At 56.1% G+C, this 17,618-nt stretch carries 15 protein-coding genes; 11 read left to right on the top strand and 4 right to left on the bottom strand.

What is annotated here, in order from left to right; genetic code table 11:
- Nucleotides 1-10: 10 nt before the first annotated feature.
- From kdpB to potE, 7 genes are all read left to right on the top strand, one after another.
- The gene (gene kdpB, locus GVO84_RS06210) at nucleotides 11-2,059 is read left to right on the top strand and encodes a potassium-transporting ATPase subunit KdpB (RefSeq protein ID WP_023334922.1); all 2,049 of its coding nucleotides are present in this window, start codon (nucleotides 11-13) and stop codon (nucleotides 2,057-2,059) included.
- 12 nt (nucleotides 2,060-2,071) lie between these two features.
- Nucleotides 2,072-2,647, top strand: a complete 576-nt coding sequence (gene kdpC / locus GVO84_RS06205; RefSeq protein WP_121425444.1) for a potassium-transporting ATPase subunit KdpC — start codon at nucleotides 2,072-2,074, stop codon at nucleotides 2,645-2,647.
- Nucleotides 2,648-5,335, top strand: a complete 2,688-nt coding sequence (gene kdpD, locus GVO84_RS06200) for a two-component system sensor histidine kinase KdpD (protein WP_159513661.1) — start codon at nucleotides 2,648-2,650, stop codon at nucleotides 5,333-5,335. It abuts the gene before it with no gap.
- The gene (kdpE, locus tag GVO84_RS06195) at nucleotides 5,332-6,009 is read left to right on the top strand and encodes a two-component system response regulator KdpE (protein WP_024908812.1); all 678 of its coding nucleotides are present in this window, start codon (nucleotides 5,332-5,334) and stop codon (nucleotides 6,007-6,009) included. Before kdpD ends, kdpE begins: the two co-directional genes overlap by 4 nt.
- A gap of 279 nt (nucleotides 6,010-6,288) precedes the next feature.
- The gene (speFL, locus tag GVO84_RS06190) at nucleotides 6,289-6,393 is read left to right on the top strand and encodes a leader peptide SpeFL (protein ID WP_003858645.1); all 105 of its coding nucleotides are present in this window, start codon (nucleotides 6,289-6,291) and stop codon (nucleotides 6,391-6,393) included.
- A 254-nt stretch (nucleotides 6,394-6,647) separates the two neighbouring features.
- Entirely contained in the window at nucleotides 6,648-8,846 is a 2,199-nt protein-coding gene (speF, locus tag GVO84_RS06185; protein ID WP_159513660.1) for an ornithine decarboxylase SpeF, read from the top strand.
- Entirely contained in the window at nucleotides 8,843-10,156 is a 1,314-nt protein-coding gene (gene potE, locus GVO84_RS06180) for a putrescine-ornithine antiporter (RefSeq protein ID WP_014831099.1), read from the top strand. Before speF ends, potE begins: the two co-directional genes overlap by 4 nt.
- A 103-nt stretch (nucleotides 10,157-10,259) precedes the next feature.
- Here potE and pgm read toward each other — a convergent pair whose 3' ends face one another.
- Both pgm and seqA read right to left on the bottom strand, forming a co-directional pair.
- The gene (gene pgm / locus GVO84_RS06175) at nucleotides 10,260-11,900 is read right to left on the bottom strand and encodes a phosphoglucomutase (alpha-D-glucose-1,6-bisphosphate-dependent) (protein WP_032649535.1); all 1,641 of its coding nucleotides are present in this window, start codon (nucleotides 11,898-11,900) and stop codon (nucleotides 10,260-10,262) included.
- A 24-nt stretch (nucleotides 11,901-11,924) separates the two neighbouring features.
- Nucleotides 11,925-12,473 (bottom strand): replication initiation negative regulator SeqA, encoded by a 549-nt coding sequence (gene seqA, locus GVO84_RS06170; protein ID WP_094934385.1) that lies wholly within the window; start codon nucleotides 12,471-12,473, stop codon nucleotides 11,925-11,927.
- Between the two features lie 183 nt (nucleotides 12,474-12,656).
- Here seqA and ybfF point away from each other — a divergent pair, with 183 nt between their 5' ends.
- From ybfF to fur, 4 genes are all read left to right on the top strand, one after another.
- Complete coding sequence (gene ybfF / locus GVO84_RS06165; RefSeq protein ID WP_159513659.1) at nucleotides 12,657-13,430, top strand: esterase; 774 nt, start codon at nucleotides 12,657-12,659, stop codon at nucleotides 13,428-13,430.
- A gap of 128 nt (nucleotides 13,431-13,558) precedes the next feature.
- Complete coding sequence (gene ybfE / locus GVO84_RS06160; protein ID WP_023334913.1) at nucleotides 13,559-13,846, top strand: LexA regulated protein; 288 nt, start codon at nucleotides 13,559-13,561, stop codon at nucleotides 13,844-13,846.
- 155 nt (nucleotides 13,847-14,001) lie between these two features.
- Complete coding sequence (fldA, locus tag GVO84_RS06155; protein ID WP_008501067.1) at nucleotides 14,002-14,532, top strand: flavodoxin FldA; 531 nt, start codon at nucleotides 14,002-14,004, stop codon at nucleotides 14,530-14,532.
- 290 nt (nucleotides 14,533-14,822) lie between these two features.
- Nucleotides 14,823-15,269: a ferric iron uptake transcriptional regulator gene (gene fur / locus GVO84_RS06150; protein WP_023310771.1), complete on the top strand. Its 447-nt coding sequence runs from the start codon at nucleotides 14,823-14,825 to the stop codon at nucleotides 15,267-15,269.
- 142 nt (nucleotides 15,270-15,411) lie between these two features.
- On the opposite strand, the gene chiQ is transcribed toward fur, so the two are convergent.
- Complete coding sequence (gene chiQ / locus GVO84_RS06145) at nucleotides 15,412-15,738, bottom strand: ChiQ/YbfN family lipoprotein (RefSeq protein WP_032661388.1); 327 nt, start codon at nucleotides 15,736-15,738, stop codon at nucleotides 15,412-15,414.
- 47 nt (nucleotides 15,739-15,785) lie between these two features.
- Nucleotides 15,786-17,183, bottom strand: a complete 1,398-nt coding sequence (chiP, locus tag GVO84_RS06140; protein ID WP_159513658.1) for a chitoporin ChiP — start codon at nucleotides 17,181-17,183, stop codon at nucleotides 15,786-15,788.
- Nucleotides 17,184-17,618: the final 435 nt, after the last annotated feature.

Genomic DNA, 17,618 nt, shown 5'->3' with positions numbered 1-17,618 from the left:
AGAAATTGTCATGAGTCGTAAACAACTGGCCCTGTTCGAACCGTCATTAGTTCGCCAGGCGCTCATGGATGCGGTGAAAAAGCTGAGCCCGCGCGTGCAGTGGCACAACCCGGTGATGTTTATTGTCTGGGCGGGAAGCGTGCTGACCACCGCCCTGGCGATTGCCATGGGAACGGGCCACATGCCGGGGAATGCGATGTTTACCGGTGCCATCAGCCTGTGGCTGTGGTTTACCGTGCTGTTCGCCAACTTTGCGGAAGCGCTGGCGGAAGGCCGGAGTAAAGCCCAGGCCAACAGCCTGAAAGGGGTGAAAAAAACCGCCTTCGCGCGCAAGCTACGTGAGCCGAAATACGGCGCGCAGATGGACCACGTTCCGGCGGATGAACTGCGTAAAGGCGATGTGGTGCTGGTAGAGGCCGGTGACATTATCCCTTGCGACGGAGAAGTCATCGAAGGGGGCGCCTCGGTGGATGAAAGCGCCATTACCGGGGAATCCGCGCCGGTTATCCGTGAATCCGGCGGCGATTTCGCCTCCGTGACGGGCGGGACGCGCATTCTCTCCGACTGGCTGGTGATCCAGTGTAGCGTTAACCCGGGGGAAACGTTCCTCGATCGGATGATCGCCATGGTGGAAGGCGCCCAGCGTCGTAAAACGCCGAACGAGATTGCCCTGACCATCCTGCTGGTGGCCCTGACCATCGTCTTCCTGCTGGCAACCGCGACGCTGTGGCCGTTCTCCGCCTACGGCGGCACCGCGGTCACCATCACGGTGCTGGTGGCGCTGCTGGTCTGCCTGATCCCCACCACCATTGGTGGCCTGCTGTCAGCCATCGGCGTGGCCGGCATGAGCCGTATGCTCGGTGCCAACGTCATCGCCACCAGCGGACGTGCGGTGGAAGCCGCCGGTGACGTGGATGTCTTACTGCTGGATAAAACCGGGACCATTACCCTCGGTAACCGCCAGGCGTCAGATTTCTTACCCGCGCCGGGCGTGGATGAAAAAACGCTGGCAGATGCCGCGCAGCTCTCTTCGCTTGCCGATGAAACTCCGGAAGGCCGCAGTATCGTGATCCTCGCCAAGCAGCGCTTTAACCTGCGCCAGCGCGACGTTCAGAGCCTGCACGCCACTTTCGTGCCCTTCACGGCGCAAACCCGCATGAGCGGCATTAACATTCAGGATCGCATGATCCGTAAAGGCTCTGTTGACGCCATCCGTCGCCACATTGAGGCCAATAACGGCCACTTCCCACCGGAAGTGGACAGCCTGGTCGAAAGCGTGGCCCGTCAGGGGGCGACGCCGCTGGTGGTGGCCGAGGGCGCGCGCGTGCTCGGGGTGATTGCCCTGAAGGATATCGTCAAAGGCGGCATCAAGGAGCGCTTCGCCCAGCTGCGTAAAATGGGGATCAAAACGGTGATGATCACCGGGGATAACCGTCTTACCGCCGCAGCGATTGCCGCCGAAGCGGGCGTGGATGATTTTCTTTCTGAAGCCACACCGGAAGCGAAACTGGCGCTGATTCGTCAGTATCAGGCGGAAGGCCGCCTGGTGGCGATGACGGGTGACGGTACCAACGATGCCCCTGCCCTGGCGCAGGCCGACGTGGCGGTGGCAATGAACTCCGGTACCCAGGCGGCAAAAGAGGCGGGCAACATGGTCGACCTCGACTCTAACCCGACCAAACTGATTGAAGTGGTGCACATTGGTAAGCAGATGCTGATGACGCGCGGGTCGCTGACTACGTTCAGTATCGCCAACGACGTGGCGAAATATTTCGCCATCATTCCGGCCGCGTTTGCTGCGACCTATCCGCAATTAAACGCCCTGAACGTGATGCACCTGCACTCCCCGTCCTCGGCCATTCTGAGCGCGGTGATCTTTAACGCCCTGATTATTGTCTTCCTGATCCCGCTGGCGCTGAAAGGCGTGAGCTATAAGCCGCTCACGGCCGCCGCCATGCTGCGCCGCAACCTGTGGATTTACGGCCTGGGCGGGCTGGTGGTGCCTTTCATCGGTATCAAGGTTATCGACCTGCTGTTGACGCTGTTCGGCCTGGTTTAAAAGGTGATTCAAATGACGATGTTACGCCCCGCTATACTTCTGTTTATTCTGCTGTCTCTTATTACCGGCGGGCTGTATCCGCTGGTGACCACCGCGCTGGGCCAGTGGTGGTTTAAGGATCGGGCCAACGGCTCGCTGATTATGCAAAGCGGTGAAAACCGCGGTTCTCGCCTGATTGGTCAGAACTTTACGGATGCCCGTTACTTCCAGGGACGCCCTTCCGCCACTGCCGAAAGCCCGTATAATCCGATGGCATCCGGCGGCAGCAACCTGGCGGGCAGCAACCCTGAGCTGGACAAAGCCGTTGCTGAGCGCGTGGCAGCCCTGCGCGCCGCCAATCCGCAGGCCAGCCGTGACGTTCCCGTAGAGCTGGTCACCGCCTCGGCCAGCGGGCTGGACTACAGCCTGACGCCAGCAGCAGCGGCCTGGCAAATCCCGCGCGTCGCCACGGCCCGTCAGCTGACCGTCGAACAGGTTAGCCAGCTGGTTGCCGAGCACACGCAAAAACCGCTGGTCAGCTTTATCGGCATGCCCGTGGTGAATATTGTTGAGCTGAATCTGGCGCTGGACGCGCTAAGGAAAAACTAAATGACCGACGAGCCCATGCGCCCGGATCCGGACAGGCTGCTTGAACAGACGGCTGAAGCCCATCGCGGCAAACTGAAAATTTTCTTTGGCGCCTGCGCAGGCGTCGGGAAAACCTTCGCCATGCTGACGGAAGCCCAGCGGCTTCGGGCGCAGGGGCTCGATATTTTGATTGGCGTGGTAGAAACCCACGGACGTAAAGAGACGGCATCGCTGCTGAAGGGGCTGGCTACCCAGCCGCCCCGCCGCATCAGCCACCGCGGTCGGTTAGTTACCGAATTCGATCTTGATGCCGCCCTCGCCCGCCGTCCCGCCCTTATCCTGATGGACGAGCTGGCGCACAGCAATGCGCCAGGCTCACGCCACCCAAAGCGCTGGCAGGATGTTGAAGAGCTGCTTGAAGCCGGCATCGACGTTTTCACGACGGTTAACGTTCAGCATCTCGAAAGCCTGAACGACGTGGTGAGCGGCGTCACCGGCATTCAGGTGCGCGAGACGGTGCCCGATCCCTTTTTTGATTCCGCCGATGAAGTGGTGCTGGTTGACCTGCCCCCTGACGATTTGCGCCAGCGCCTGCACGAAGGCAAGGTTTATATTGCCGGTCAGGCCGAGCGCGCCATCGAACATTTCTTCCGTAAAGGTAACCTGATTGCCCTGCGCGAGCTGGCTCTGCGTCGTACTGCCGATCGCGTCGACGATCAGATGCGCGCCTGGCGTGACCTGCAGGGCCAGGAACGCGTCTGGCATACGCGGGATGCCATCCTGCTGTGCGTGGGTCACGGCAGCGGCAATGAAAAGCTTGTCCGCACCGCCGCTCGCCTGGCGGCCAAATTTGGCAGCGTCTGGCATGCGGTATATGTCGAAACGCCGCAGCTGCACGCTCTGCCCGAAAACCAGCGTCGCGCTATCCTGAGCTCGCTTCGCCTGGCGCAGGAGCTGGGTGCCGAAACCGCCACCCTATCCGATCCTCAGGAAGATAAAGCCATTCTGCGCTACGCCCGTGAGCACAATCTGGGGAAAATCGTGATTGGTCGTCGCCAGCATCGCCGCTGGTTTAGCCGTGAATCGTTTGCCGACAAGCTGGCCCACCGCGCCCCGGATCTGGACCTGGTGATCGTAGCGCTGGATGATAAGCCCACGCAGCTACCCAGCCGCGCGCCGGACAGCCGCGCCTTCAGCGATAAATGGCGCATTCAGCTGCGCGGCTGTCTTGTCGCCGTCGTGCTCTGCGCCCTGATTACCATGATTGCCAGCCAGTGGCTGTTCGCCTTCGACGCCGCCAACCTGGTGATGATCTACCTGCTCGGCGTGGTGGTGGTGGCACTCTTTTACGGGCGCTGGCCGTCGGTACTGGCAACGGTCATCAACGTCATCAGCTTCGATCTGTTCTTTATTGCCCCCCGCGGGACGCTCGCGGTGTCGGACGTGCAGTACATCCTCACCTTCGCGGTGATGCTCACCGTCGGGCTGGTGATCGGGAATCTGACGGCGGGCGTGCGCTATCAGGCGCGTATCGCCCGCTATCGCGAACAGCGCACGCGCCATCTCTATGAGATGTCGAAATCGCTGGCGGTGGGCCGCACGCCGCTGGATATTGTGCAGACCAGCGAGCAGTTTATTCGCTCGACGTTTCATGCCAGCAACCTGATTTTACTCCCGGACGAACACGGCAAGCTGCGTCCGCTGACGTCGGCCTCAGGCATGACGCCCTGGGACGAAGCTATCGCGCGCTGGAGCTTTGATAAAGGGCTGCCTGCGGGCGCAGGGACCGACACCCTGCCCGGCGTGCCCTATCAAATTCTGCCGCTGCGCAGCGCCGATAAAAATCAGGGGCTGGTCATCGTTGAGCCCTCAAACCTGCGCCAGCTGATGATCCCCGAACAGCAGCGGCTGCTGGAGACCTTTACGCTGCTGGTTGCCAGCGCGCTGGAGCGGCTGGCCCTCACCGCCAGCGAAGAGCAGGCCCGGCTGGCGAGCGAGCGTGAAAGCATTCGTAACTCGCTGCTGGCGGCGCTCTCACACGATCTGCGAACCCCGCTCACCGTCCTGTTTGGTCAGTCAGAAATCCTGACGCTGGACCTGGCGGCGGAAGGCTCTAAACACGCCCTTCAGGCCAGCGAGATCCGCCAGCATGTGCTGAATACCACGCGCCTGGTGAATAACCTGCTCGATATGGCGCGTATCCAGTCAGGCGGTTTTAACCTCAAAAAAGAGTGGCTCACGCTTGAAGAGGTGGTGGGCAGCGCCCTGAAAATGCTCGAACCCGGTCTTGGCGGGCGACATATCGCGCTGAACATGCCCGAGCCCCTGACGTTAATTCATGTCGATGGTCCGCTGTTTGAGCGGGTGCTGATTAACCTGCTGGAAAATGCCGGCAAATATGCGGGCGCCAGCGCGCAAATAGGGGTGGATGCGACGGTGGACGATGGCGCGCTTCGCCTTGACGTCTGGGATACCGGACCGGGCATTCCTGCCGGGCAGGAGTTGGCTATTTTCGAAAAATTCGCGCGCGGCAATAAGGAGTCGGCCATTCCGGGCGTCGGGCTGGGGCTGGCCATTTGTCAGGCGATCATTGACGTCCACGGCGGGTCCATCTCCGCAGAGAATCGTCCGGAAGGCGGCGCGCGGTTTTGTGTTACACTTCCTCTGGAAACCCCGCCAGAACTTAATGAATTACCAGAGGATTTGTGATCAACGTTCTGATTGTTGAAGATGAGATCGCCATTAGCCGTTTTCTGCGCGCTGCGCTGGAAGGAGACGGTCTGCGCGTTCATGATGCGGGTACGCTTCAGCGGGGTTTAATTGAAGCCGCCACCCGCAAGCCGGACCTGGTGATCCTCGATCTTGGTCTACCGGACGGTGACGGCATCGACTTTATCCGGGAAGTGCGTCAGTGGAGCCAGATGCCGATCCTCGTGCTCTCCGCCCGTACGGAAGAGACGGATAAAATCGCGGCGCTGGATGCCGGTGCGGATGACTATCTGATTAAACCTTTTGGTATCGGCGAACTGCAGGCTCGCCTTCGCGTGGCGCTGCGTCGCCATAGCGCCACCACGCCCGCTGACCCAACCTACACGTTTGGGGATATCCGGGTTGACCTGGCCGCGCGACGCATTGTGCGCGGCGATGAGGAAATTCACCTCACGCCAATAGAATTTCGCCTGCTCGCCGTACTGCTCAACAACCACGGCAAGGTTCTCACCCAACGCCAGCTATTAAGTCAGGTGTGGGGACCCAACGCTGTAGAACATAGTCATTATTTACGCATATATATGGGACACCTTCGTCAGAAACTCGAAGTCGACCCCGCTCGCCCTCGCCATTTATTAACTGAAACCGGTATCGGTTATCGGTTTATGCTTTGAATAACTATTCACTTTATTTTTAAATAAAAACCAAATCCCTCGGAAAATATTTCACAAATAACCAGCGCGTTATTTTTACGGGTTATTTACGCTCATTTAAAACATTAATAACACAACCCATTAACGCATCATCAACAAATCAGAATTTTGATCTGCCATATTCATTTGAAACGAATATTTATTTCTGATTTGATCGGTTAACGGTGATCTATCTCACGGTTAATCGCCTTTTCCTGGATAAAATGACCATGCTTTCAATTACTGAAAGGAAAATGAAACATGGAAAACAACAATCGCTTAATGCCCCATATAAGGCGGACAACACATATCATGATGTTTGCCCACCGAAACTGCTTTGACTTTCATCTCTTTAATGCCCGGTAGTCCTTCGCCTTCTGGCGCACTCGCTTACAGGTTATCCTGAAACACCTTATTTTACAGGCCATTGCCTGTGAACTCGTGCGCTCATTCATCTTGATTCAGACTCATCCGCACCGGGCGGACTGAATTTCAATCATCAAAAAAGCAATTCACTGATTTTAATCAGCGGTCACCTTTTGCTTTTTTTCCGGAAAATTATCGATTTCTTTCTTGCAAGAAATCGAGGGACGCTTATTACCTAAAATAAAGAGAGAAAGATGAAAAGTTTAAAAATCGCAGCCAGCCGTGCATGTCCGGATTGCTTTACTACCCTGCGTGAACTGGTGGATGTCCGCGCTTCTGATTATATTGATGTTGCCGCCATTGTTCTGGCGGTCACGGATATTGCCAGCGGTATCCTGGATGAAATAGAAGCCACCGGTTTTGGCATTCCTGTATTTGTCGCGACGCACAAAGAAGAGTTCATCCCGGCAGACTATTTATCGCGCATTCATGGCGTATTTGAGTATTCAGACACCAGCAACGACTTTTATGGACGCCAGCTGGAAGCGGCAGCCCAGAAGTACGAAACTCAGCTGCGCCCGCCGTTTTTCCGCGCGCTTGTCGACTATGTTAAGCAGGGCAACAGCGCGTTTGACTGCCCGGGGCATCAGGGTGGCCAGTTCTTCCGCCGCCATCCTGCCGGTAATCAGTTTGTCGATTTCTTTGGTGAGACGCTTTTCCGCTCCGATCTGTGCAACGCCGACGTGGCGATGGGGGATCTGCTGATCCACGAAGGCGCGCCGTGCATCGCCCAGCAGCATGCGGCAAAAGTCTTTAATGCCGATAAGACCTACTTCGTGCTGAATGGCACCTCGTCATCCAACAAAGTGGTTCTTAACGCCCTGCTCACCCCGGGCGACCTGGTGCTGTTCGACCGTAACAACCACAAATCTAACCATCACGGTGCCCTCCTCCAGGCTGGCGCAACGCCGGTCTATCTGGAGACCGCGCGCAACCCGTACGGCTTTATTGGCGGCATTGACGCCCACTGCTTTGAAGAAAGTTATCTGCGCGAGCTGGTGGCAGAGGTGGCACCGGGCCGTACACGCGATGCGCGTCCGTTCCGTCTGGCGGTGATCCAGTTGGGTACCTACGATGGCACCATCTATAACGCCCGTCAGGTGGTGGATAAGATTGGGCACCTGTGTGATTACATCCTGTTTGACTCGGCCTGGGTGGGTTACGAGCAGTTTATTCCGATGATGGCCGACTGCTCTCCGCTGCTGCTGGAGCTGAACGAAAACGATCCGGGTATCCTGGTCACCCAGTCCGTGCATAAACAGCAGGCCGGCTTCTCGCAGACCTCGCAAATCCACAAGAAAGACAGCCATATCAAAGGGCAACAGCGCTATGTCCCGCACAAGCGGCTGAACAATGCATTTATGATGCACGCCTCCACCAGCCCGTTTTATCCGCTGTTCGCTGCGCTGGACATTAACGCCCGTATGCATGAGGGCCAGAGCGGCCGCAACATGTGGATGGACTGCGTGGTGAACGGTATCGAAGCGCGCAAGCTGATTCTGGAGAACTGCCGGTATCTGCGCCCCTTCGTGCCGGAAACGGTGGATGGCCGCCCGTGGGAAAGCTGGGACACCGCGGAGATTGCGACCGATCTGCGCTTCTTCCACTTCGTACCAGGTGAAAACTGGCACGCTTTTGAAGGCTACGCTGAGCATCAGTATTTTATCGACCCGTGCAAGCTCCTGCTGACCACGCCGGGCATTAACGCCCGCACTGGGGAGTATGAGGACTTCGGCGTGCCCGCCACTATCCTTGCCAATTTCCTGCGCGAAAACGGCATCGTGCCGGAAAAATGCGACCTCAACTCGATCCTGTTCCTGCTCACGCCTGCAGAAGATATGGGCAAACTGCAGCAGTTGGTGGCGCAGCTGGTGCGCTTCGAAAAACTGCTCGAGAGCGATGTTCCGCTGAAAGACGTCCTGCCTTCTCTCTACAAACAGCATCCGGAGCGTTACGCGGATTACACCCTGCGCCAGATCTGCCAGGAGATGCATGACCTGTACGCCCGCCACAACGTGAAGCAGCTGCAGAAAGAGATGTTCCGCAAGTCTCACTTCCCACGCGTGATGATGAACCCGCAGGACGCGAACTACGCCTATCTGCGCGGTGATGTTGAACTGGTCTCCCTGCGCGACGCGGAAGGCCGCATCGCCGCCGAAGGCGCCCTTCCTTATCCACCGGGGGTATTGTGCGTGGTCCCAGGGGAAGTCTGGGGCGGTTCCGTGCTGCGCTACTTTGCCGCGCTGGAAGAAGGCATCAACCTTCTGCCGGGCTTCGCGCCGGAGCTGCAGGGTGTGTACGTCGAAGAGTGTGAGGGGCGCAAACAGGTTCGCTGCAACGTCATCAAACAACCCGCCGCTCAGCCCGCGCTGCTGAAAGGAGAAAAATTATGAGTAAGTCCAATAAGATGGGCGTGGTGCAGCTGACCATCCTCACCATGGTAAACATGATGGGCTCCGGGATTATCATGCTGCCCACCAAACTGGCAGAGGTGGGTACCATCTCTATCATCTCCTGGCTGGTAACGGCAGTCGGTTCAATGGCGCTGGCGTGGGCGTTCGCCAAGTGCGGGATGTTCAGCCGTAAGTCAGGCGGCATGGGTGGCTATGCCGAGTATGCCTTTGGCAAGTCGGGCAACTTTATGGCCAACTATACCTACGGCGTGTCGCTGCTGATCGCCAACGTGGCGATTGCCATCTCCGCGGTGGGTTACGGTACGGAGCTGTTTGGCGCGACGCTCAGCCCGGTACAAATTGGGCTGGCGACCATCGGGGTTCTGTGGATCTGCACCGTGGCTAACTTTGGCGGCGCGCGTATCACCGGGCAGCTCTCCAGCATCACCGTCTGGGGCGTGATTATTCCGGTTGTCGGCCTGTGCATCATCGGCTGGTTCTGGTTCAGCCCGACACTGTACGCGAATTCCTGGAACCCGCACCATGTGCCGTTCTTTACCGCTGTTGGGTCATCCATCGCCATGACGCTGTGGGCCTTCCTGGGTCTGGAATCCGCCTGCGCGAACGCGGAAGTGGTAGAGAACCCGGAGAAGAACGTGCCGATTGCGGTCCTCGGCGGCACGCTGGGCGCGGCGGTGATCTATATCGTCTCGACTAACGTGATTGCGGGCATCGTACCGAATATGGATCTGGCTAACTCCACGGCGCCGTTCGGGCTGGCCTTCGCGCAGATGTTCACCCCGGAAGTCGGGAAAGTGATCATGGGTCTGATGGTCATGTCCTGCTGCGGTTCACTCCTCGGCTGGCAGTTCACCATCGCACAGGTGTTTAAATCCTCGGCTGATGAAGGTTACTTCCCAAAAATCTTCTCCCGCGTGACCAAAGCGGATGCGCCGGTGCAGGGGATGCTGGCAATTGTCATCTTCCAGAGCGGATTGTCGCTGATGACCATTAGCCCGTCGCTGAACAGCCAGTTCAACGTGCTGGTCAACCTGGCGGTAGTGACAAACATCATTCCGTATATTCTGTCGATGGCGGCACTGGTGATTATTCAGAAGGTGGCGAAGGTGGATCCACGCAAAGCGCGTGCGGCCAATATCGTGGCGCTGATTGGGGCAATCTACAGCTTCTATGCGCTCTACTCATCCGGCCAGGAAGCGATGCTGTATGGCGCGATGGTGACCTTTATGGGCTGGACGCTGTACGGTCTGGTGTCACCACGGTTTGAATTGAAGAACAAACACAGTTAGGTAAAAGCAAAACGGCAACCCTGAGGTTGCCGTTTTTAATGTTTTCTCCCTCTCCCTGTGGGAGAGGGCCGGGGTGAGGGCACCAGCCCGCACCAAACACCATTTACGCGTTTTTCAGCACTTCGCTGACAATCTCTACCGCTTCTTTCTCAATCTGCTGACGGTGCTCAGCGCCGAGGAAGCTTTCGCAATAGATTTTGTACGCATCTTCCGTACCGGACGGACGCGCGGCGAACCAGCCGTTCTCGGTCATCACTTTCAGACCACCAATGGATGCGCCGTTGCCCGGTGCTGCCGTCAGACGGGCAGTGATCGGATCGCCCGCCAGGGTGCTTGCGCTGACCATCTCTGGAGAGAGTTTGGACAGGGCCGCTTTCTGAGCTGACGTCGCGCTAGCCTGAATACGGTTATAGCTTGGTGCACCAAAGCGTGCCGCCAGGTCATTGTAATGTTCCTGCGGGTTCTTACCGGTGACCGCGGTGATTTCCGCTGCCAGCAGGCACATGATGATGCCGTCTTTATCGGTTGACCATGGCGTGCCGTCGAAACGCAGGAAAGATGCCCCCGCGCTCTCTTCACCACCAAAACCAAAGCTGCCGTCGTGCAGACCGTCAACGAACCATTTGAAGCCCACCGGCACTTCCACCAGCTTGCGGCCTAGCGCCTCGACCACGCGGTCGATCATCGCGGAGGACACCAGCGTTTTACCGACAGCCACCTCTTTGCCCCACTGCGGACGGTGCTGGAACAGGTAGTTAATCGCGACGGCCAGATAGTGGTTCGGGTTCATCAGCCCGGCAGGGGTGACGATACCGTGACGGTCATAATCCGGGTCGTTAGCAAACGCCAGATCGAATTTATCACGCAGCGCCAGCAGGCCCGCCATCGCGCACTCGGAGGAGCAGTCCATACGGATCGCGCCGTCTTTGTCCAGGTGCATAAAGCGGAAGGTCTGATCGACGTGATCGTTCACGATGGTCAGATCCAGCTTGTAATGCTCGGCGATACGTTTCCAGTATTCGATACCGGAGCCGCCCAGCGGATCCACGCCCAGCTTCAGGCCGGCTTTCTGGATAGCCGCCATATCAACGATATCCGCCAGCCCTTCCACGAACGGCTGAACCAGATCCTGCTCTTTCACGTGACCGGACGCCATGGCAGCATCCAGAGAGATGCGCTTCACGCCTTTCAGACCGTCAGCCAGCAAGGCGTTCGCACGATCTTCCACCACTTTTGTGACGTTAGTGTCGGCCGGGCCACCATTAGGCGGGTTGTATTTGATACCACCGTCTTCCGGCGGGTTGTGGGATGGCGTGATAACGATACCGTCAGCCAGCGCGCCACCTTTTTTGTTGTGCACCAGGATGGCGTTAGAGACCGCAGGCGTTGGGGTGAAGCCGTTATTCTCCTGAACAATCACATCAACGCCGTTTGCCGCCAGCACTTCCACCACAGAGATGAACGCCGGTTCAGACAGGGCATGGGTATCTTTCCCCACGTAGCACGGACCGGTAACGCCGTTTTTAGCGCGCTCTTCCGCGATGGCCTGAGCAATGGCCAGAATGTGCGGTTCGTTAAAGCTGTGGCGCGCCGCGCTGCCGCGGTGACCGGATGTACCAAACTTCACTGCGTGTTCTGCGTTGCCCACGACCGGTTTCAGCACGTAATACTGCGCGGTCAGCTGAGCGACGTTAATCAAATCGCTTTGTTGTGCAGGTTGGCCTGCACGGCTGTGATTTGCCATTACCGGGTCCTTCTGATGCAAGGGTTAAATTGTACCGCAAACCTTTTCAATCAATTCCGCCGGGAACTGCATGGACTGCATGATGTGTTCAATCATGCTGCACTTGCGGCCCGTATTGGTATTGGTGATCACCCAGTACGGGGTGCCAGGAACATGTTTGGGTTTGGTTTGATTGCCATTTTGCAGCAGCGTCTGCTCGTCGCCCGCGAAATAGACGCGAGTACGGCCGTGAAGCGACTCGGTCGCTTCAGCAAACGCTTTGTTATCCAGTGAATAAAGTGTAGACAGCACCAGCATAAAGCGGTTAACCGCCTTTTTCTGCTCCGCGTATTCATCGGAGAGCAGCAGCTCGCGCATCGCGCGCACTTTATCTTTTGCCGGCGTCACGACAGGTTTTGCTTGCGCAACAACGCTCGGCTGAGACACGACATCTTTGGTGACTGGGGTAGCAGGCTGTGAAGCGGCGGAAATTTTAAGCATGCGCCGTAAAATGTCGGACGCACTCTCCCCGATATGCCGCGTCTGGCTGGCAATATACTGATAGAGTTCGTCATCAACTTCGATTGTTTTCATCTTAATCCAGTGCGATATCTTATCTGAATACAAGTCATTGGGATTATAAGGTCAAATCCCAACAGCGGATAGCGTCAAACCAGGTTGGCGGCAAAAGTCAGATTAAACTGGAACCTTGCAGCCGGGCGGCAGAATGGTCAACATGATACCCTAACCTGACATACGTAAAAAAAGAACTTTGCCATGAAATTGAATACCCGAGCGCAAACTGCACAATCGCCGAACAATAATTCTCCCATCGTACTGGTTCACGGGCTTTTTGGCAGCCTGGATAACCTGGGCGTGCTGGCGCGCGATCTGGTTACCGACCACGATATTTTACAGGTCGATATGCGCAATCACGGTCTTTCAGGGCGTTCAGACGAGATGACCTACGCGGCAATGGCGCAGGATCTGCTGGATACGCTGGATGCCAACGATCTGCAAAAGGTGACCCTCATCGGGCATTCAATGGGTGGCAAAGCGGTGATGGCCCTGACGGCGCTGGCCCCGGAGCGTATTAGCGGCCTGGTGGTGATTGACGTCGCGCCCGTGGATTACGACGTCCGCCGTCACGACGAGATTTTTGCCGCCATAAATGCGGTCACAGAAGCGGGTGTTGCGACACGCCAACAGGCGGCTGCCGTCATGCGTGAGCATCTTGATGAAGAAGGCGTCGTCCAGTTCCTGCTGAAGTCGTTTGTTGACGGGCAATGGCGTTTTAACGTGCCGGTGCTCTGGGACCAGTACAACAACATCGTGGGCTGGGAAACCGTCCCTGCCTGGCCGCACCCTACCCTCTTTATTCGCGGCGGAAACTCTCCTTATGTTACGGACGCGTACCGCGACACGCTGCTGTCCCAATTCCCGCAGGCTCGCGCCCACGTGATTGCCGGTGCCGGGCACTGGGTGCATGCGGAGAAACCGGATGCCGTACTGCGCGCCATTCGCCGCTATCTCGCTGATACTGCAAATTGATTAAAAAGAAAGCGACTGGAAGGCTGCGGGCTTCCAGTCGTTGGCGTGCCGTTTTTGGTGATGTATGATGGCGCGCTTATCGCCCGGGCATTAGCAGGGCGGCGTGTTTCCCCCGAAGTCTCAGAATCATGGCCAAAGAACAAACGGACCGTACGACACTAGATCTGTTCGCGAATGAGCGTCGCCCGGGACGACCCAAGACGAATCCGCTTTCGCGCGATGAACAGCTGCGTATCAATAAACGCAACCAGCTTAAACGCGATAAAAATCGTGGGCTTAAGCGTGTCGAACTGAAGCTTAACGCCGACGCCGTCGATGCGCTGAACGAACTGGCTGACGCGCGAAATATCAGCCGCAGCGAGCTCATTGAAGAGATGTTGATCGCCCAGCTTGAGACGTTACGCAGCCAGGCATAAGTCTGAAAATCCCCTTTATCGCCCTTTTCATGTAGCACAGAGTGCAGTCCTGCGCGATAGCTGTTTCCGCAGGGTTGCCAGTTCTGCTATTATTGCCCTTATCCGTGGCCGAATTGCGCCACCATACTATTAAGTTTCAAGAGGTTATTTTACTCATGGCAATCATCGGCATTTTCTTTGGCAGTGATACCGGCAATACCGAAAATATCGCAAAAAACATTCAAAAACAGCTCGGTAAAGACGTTGCTGATGTGCATGACATCGCCAAGAGCAGCAAAGAAGATCTGGAAGGCTATGACATTCTGCTGCTGGGTATCCCAACCTGGTACTACGGTGAAGCCCAGTGCGACTGGGATGATTTCTTCCCGACGCTGGAAGAAGTGGACTTCAACGGTAAGCTGGTGGCCCTGTTTGGCTGTGGCGATCAGGAAGACTACGCCGAATACTTCTGTGACGCGCTGGGTACCATCCGCGATATCATTGAGCCGAATGGCGCGGTTATCGTAGGCCACTGGCCGACTGCCGGTTACCACTTTGAAGCGTCTAAAGGCCTGGCCGATGACGATCACTTCGTGGGTCTGGCCATTGACGAAGACCGTCAGCCAGAGCTGACGGCAGAGCGCGTTGAGAAATGGGTGAAGCAGATCCGTGAGGAACTGCACCTGGACGATATTCTGAACGCCTGATTTTATCGCGGCGCAGCGGCGGCTGCGCCCGTGCTCCAGGTCAAACCGATTAAATTAATCGCTACAATCTTTTAACTTTTTCGCCCAGACCTGTACAATGTCTCCCTGATAAAATGTGGTTTTCCATTGAGCAAGTTTGTTGGTGATACCCCATTTTTATAAGCATATTTTGCCTGAGACTTGCAGTTTTCATTTAGCCGTGGCAGTTCTATAATGAGACGCATTATCCCAGGTGCATTTTCTGTCACTTCCTACAGAAGTGAATCGTTTAGCAACAGGACAGATTCCGCATGACTGACAACAATACCGCATTAAAGAAGGCTGGCCTGAAAGTTACGCTTCCTCGGTTAAAAATCCTTGAAGTGCTTCAGGGTCCAGACAATCACCATGTCAGTGCGGAAGACCTCTATAAACGTCTTATCGACATGGGTGAAGAGATTGGGCTGGCTACCGTCTATCGCGTGCTGAACCAGTTCGATGACGCGGGCATTGTTACCCGTCATAATTTCGAAGGCGGTAAATCTGTTTTCGAACTGACCCAGCAGCAGCACCACGATCACCTGATCTGCCTCGATTGCGGCAAGGTCATTGAATTCAGCGATGATTCCATCGAATCACGCCAGCGTGAAATCGCTGCGCGTCATGGCATCCGACTGACGAACCACAGCCTGTACCTTTACGGTCACTGCGCTGAAGGCGACTGCCGCGAAGACGACCACGCGCACGACGCGAAATAAGCGAGTGTTTTTACTCTGAGCCAGCCGTAAGGTTGGCTTTTTTTTGCCTGAAAAAAGCCCGGAGGCGCTGCGCTTACCGGGCCTACGGGCTATGACACCTTTGTAGGTCCAGCAAGCGCAGCGCCACCGGGCGTAAAGCAACTTATTTATTGTTATTGCGTATCTCGTTCCAGATCTTATCGCAACGCTTCGCCACTTCCTGATCGTTACCGGTTTTACGCGCCTGAATGCAGGCCTGGTAATCCATCACGCGGACGTTTTCCTGCGTCGCGAACTGCTCGTGTGCTTTCTCTTTCTTCAGCACGTTCAGCACGCTCTGACAGGCTTCAATCTTCTCCGGCGAACCTTCCGCAGTATTAATGCAGGCGCTATACGCCTCCTTCAGACGGGTGTCCTCTTTCGGCGCCTGTGTCTGAGCACACGCCACCAGCCCTGATGCCAGCAACGCGACGATTACGATTTTTTTCATCATGTGCAGTCTCCATACCGGCGGGACTCAGCCCGCCGGTGCGTTCATCAGAAGATGGTGAATGGGGCGATAACCATGAATTTCACGTCACGTTCATCCTGGAAGATGTTGCCGTAACCGCCCGCATAGCTCGGGATATCAGAGTGGTTGTCATACTGGGTGAAGTGCAGTTTGAACATTGTGCCTTTCGCGCGGCCATCCTGCAGGGTATAGATAGCATCGAGGCTGTAGGAAGACTCTTTCAGGCGATAGTTGGGATCGTAGTATGCGTCCGGGGTTGCCATATCGGCAGGTTTTGCATCCCAGGCGTAAGCGTAAGACGCGCCCACCGCCCAGCCAGGCAGGTTCCAGTTTTTCAGATCATACATTGCGCCGAAGAAGACCGCTTTCTCGCCGTCGGCGTTGAAGTCTGAGCGGTTATCCCACCAGATATCAAGACGACCGTTGGAGGAGGCGTAGGTCGGGGTCATACGCTGCAGGAAATAGCCCTGCTGCCCTTCCGCCTTCACCCATGTGCCTTCCAGACGCAAATCAACCTGACCGACCTTGTAGCCGAAGGTTAACGCCTGCAGCCACGCGGTGCCGTCATAAATGTCGTTAACGGTGCCATTGCTGGCTTTATCGCGCGTGCCGTAGAACTGGTAGCTGGTGCTCAGCGGGCTACCCGCGACATCGAATTTATAGCTGGCCTTGGCAAAATACTGATCGATATAGCCCTGTGCCTGACCAAATGCCGCTTCAAGCACCAGATCGTTTTTGAAGTCGTACTTCGCGCCCAGCGAGTGCAGGTAATCGACTTTGGTTTTTTTATCGTTCTGGTAGAACTTGTCCATCTCGATGTGCCACGGCGCTTTGTACTCGTTGGTCCACATATAGGAGAAGCTCAACGCACCCGCATCACCGTAGTCAAAGTTCGCCCCGGCTTCCGCACCCTGATAGGTACCCGGCATAAAGCTCCAGTGCGGCGCTAACAGGGTCTGGCCGGTTGGCTGAATATAACCACCGCGCGCCCAGACCGGGCCGTATTTAAATTTCGCAGCGGCTTTGTAAAGGCTGATACCGCTCTTGTCGCCGGACCAGTCTTCTTTATACGCTTTGTTACTGGAGGAGAAGGCGATTTCGTTTGGGTGGCCGCTGTCGCCGTTTTCCGCCATTTCAATCGCGGTGAACGCAGCAATATCCAGACCGAACATATCCGCGGCATAACCTGACTGGAAGTCCAGGTTGGCGTTCCAGGTGGAGTGCGAAAGGTTGGTTTTATATTTATCTTCAGTGACGTCTTTACGGTCACGTTCACGCTGCCAGTAATAAATACCGCCCGTGAGGGTAGAATCGTCGATGAAGCCTGCCGCTTTCGCCTCTGGTGTCACCACCAGGCCCGACATTGCTGTCATACCGGCAATAGCCAGCGCCAGCGCACTACGTTTGCCACTGAACGTACGCATAGATTATTCCTCTTTGACGAATTAAAACGCCTGAAACGGCGTAAATAAAAAAGACCAAATGGTCAGGGGTAGTTTTAAATACCCTCGAATTAACTACCGTCTTTAGGTTATTTTTCGCGACGCGAATTATCAATGCTTTTTAGCGGACAAAAGTCAGGATTATGACGAAGTGCACATAATTGGTAGTGATTTGTAACATTTGCAGAGAGGCGAGCAATGGCGGGGAATTATCAGGTATTTCAGTGGCTAGACGTGGGTTCTCTTTCTTTTTTTATCACCTTTTTGATTTTCGTAATGACACAAACTTTTTTAAAAAAAATAAGTAGCACCTCATTGACTTGATATTTTTATGACGCCTCTTTAGTCCCTGGCTTAATACCCTGATCGTTAAATAAAAAAACGCCGCATAGTGCGGCGTTTGTCTCTCATTGACCA

Source organism: Enterobacter sp. SM3 (assembly GCF_009811935.2).
Taxonomy (GTDB): Bacteria; Pseudomonadota; Gammaproteobacteria; order Enterobacterales; family Enterobacteriaceae; genus Enterobacter; species Enterobacter asburiae_D.
The sequence above is the reverse complement of the archived record's forward strand: the minus strand, read 5'-3'. Positions and strand labels throughout refer to the sequence as shown.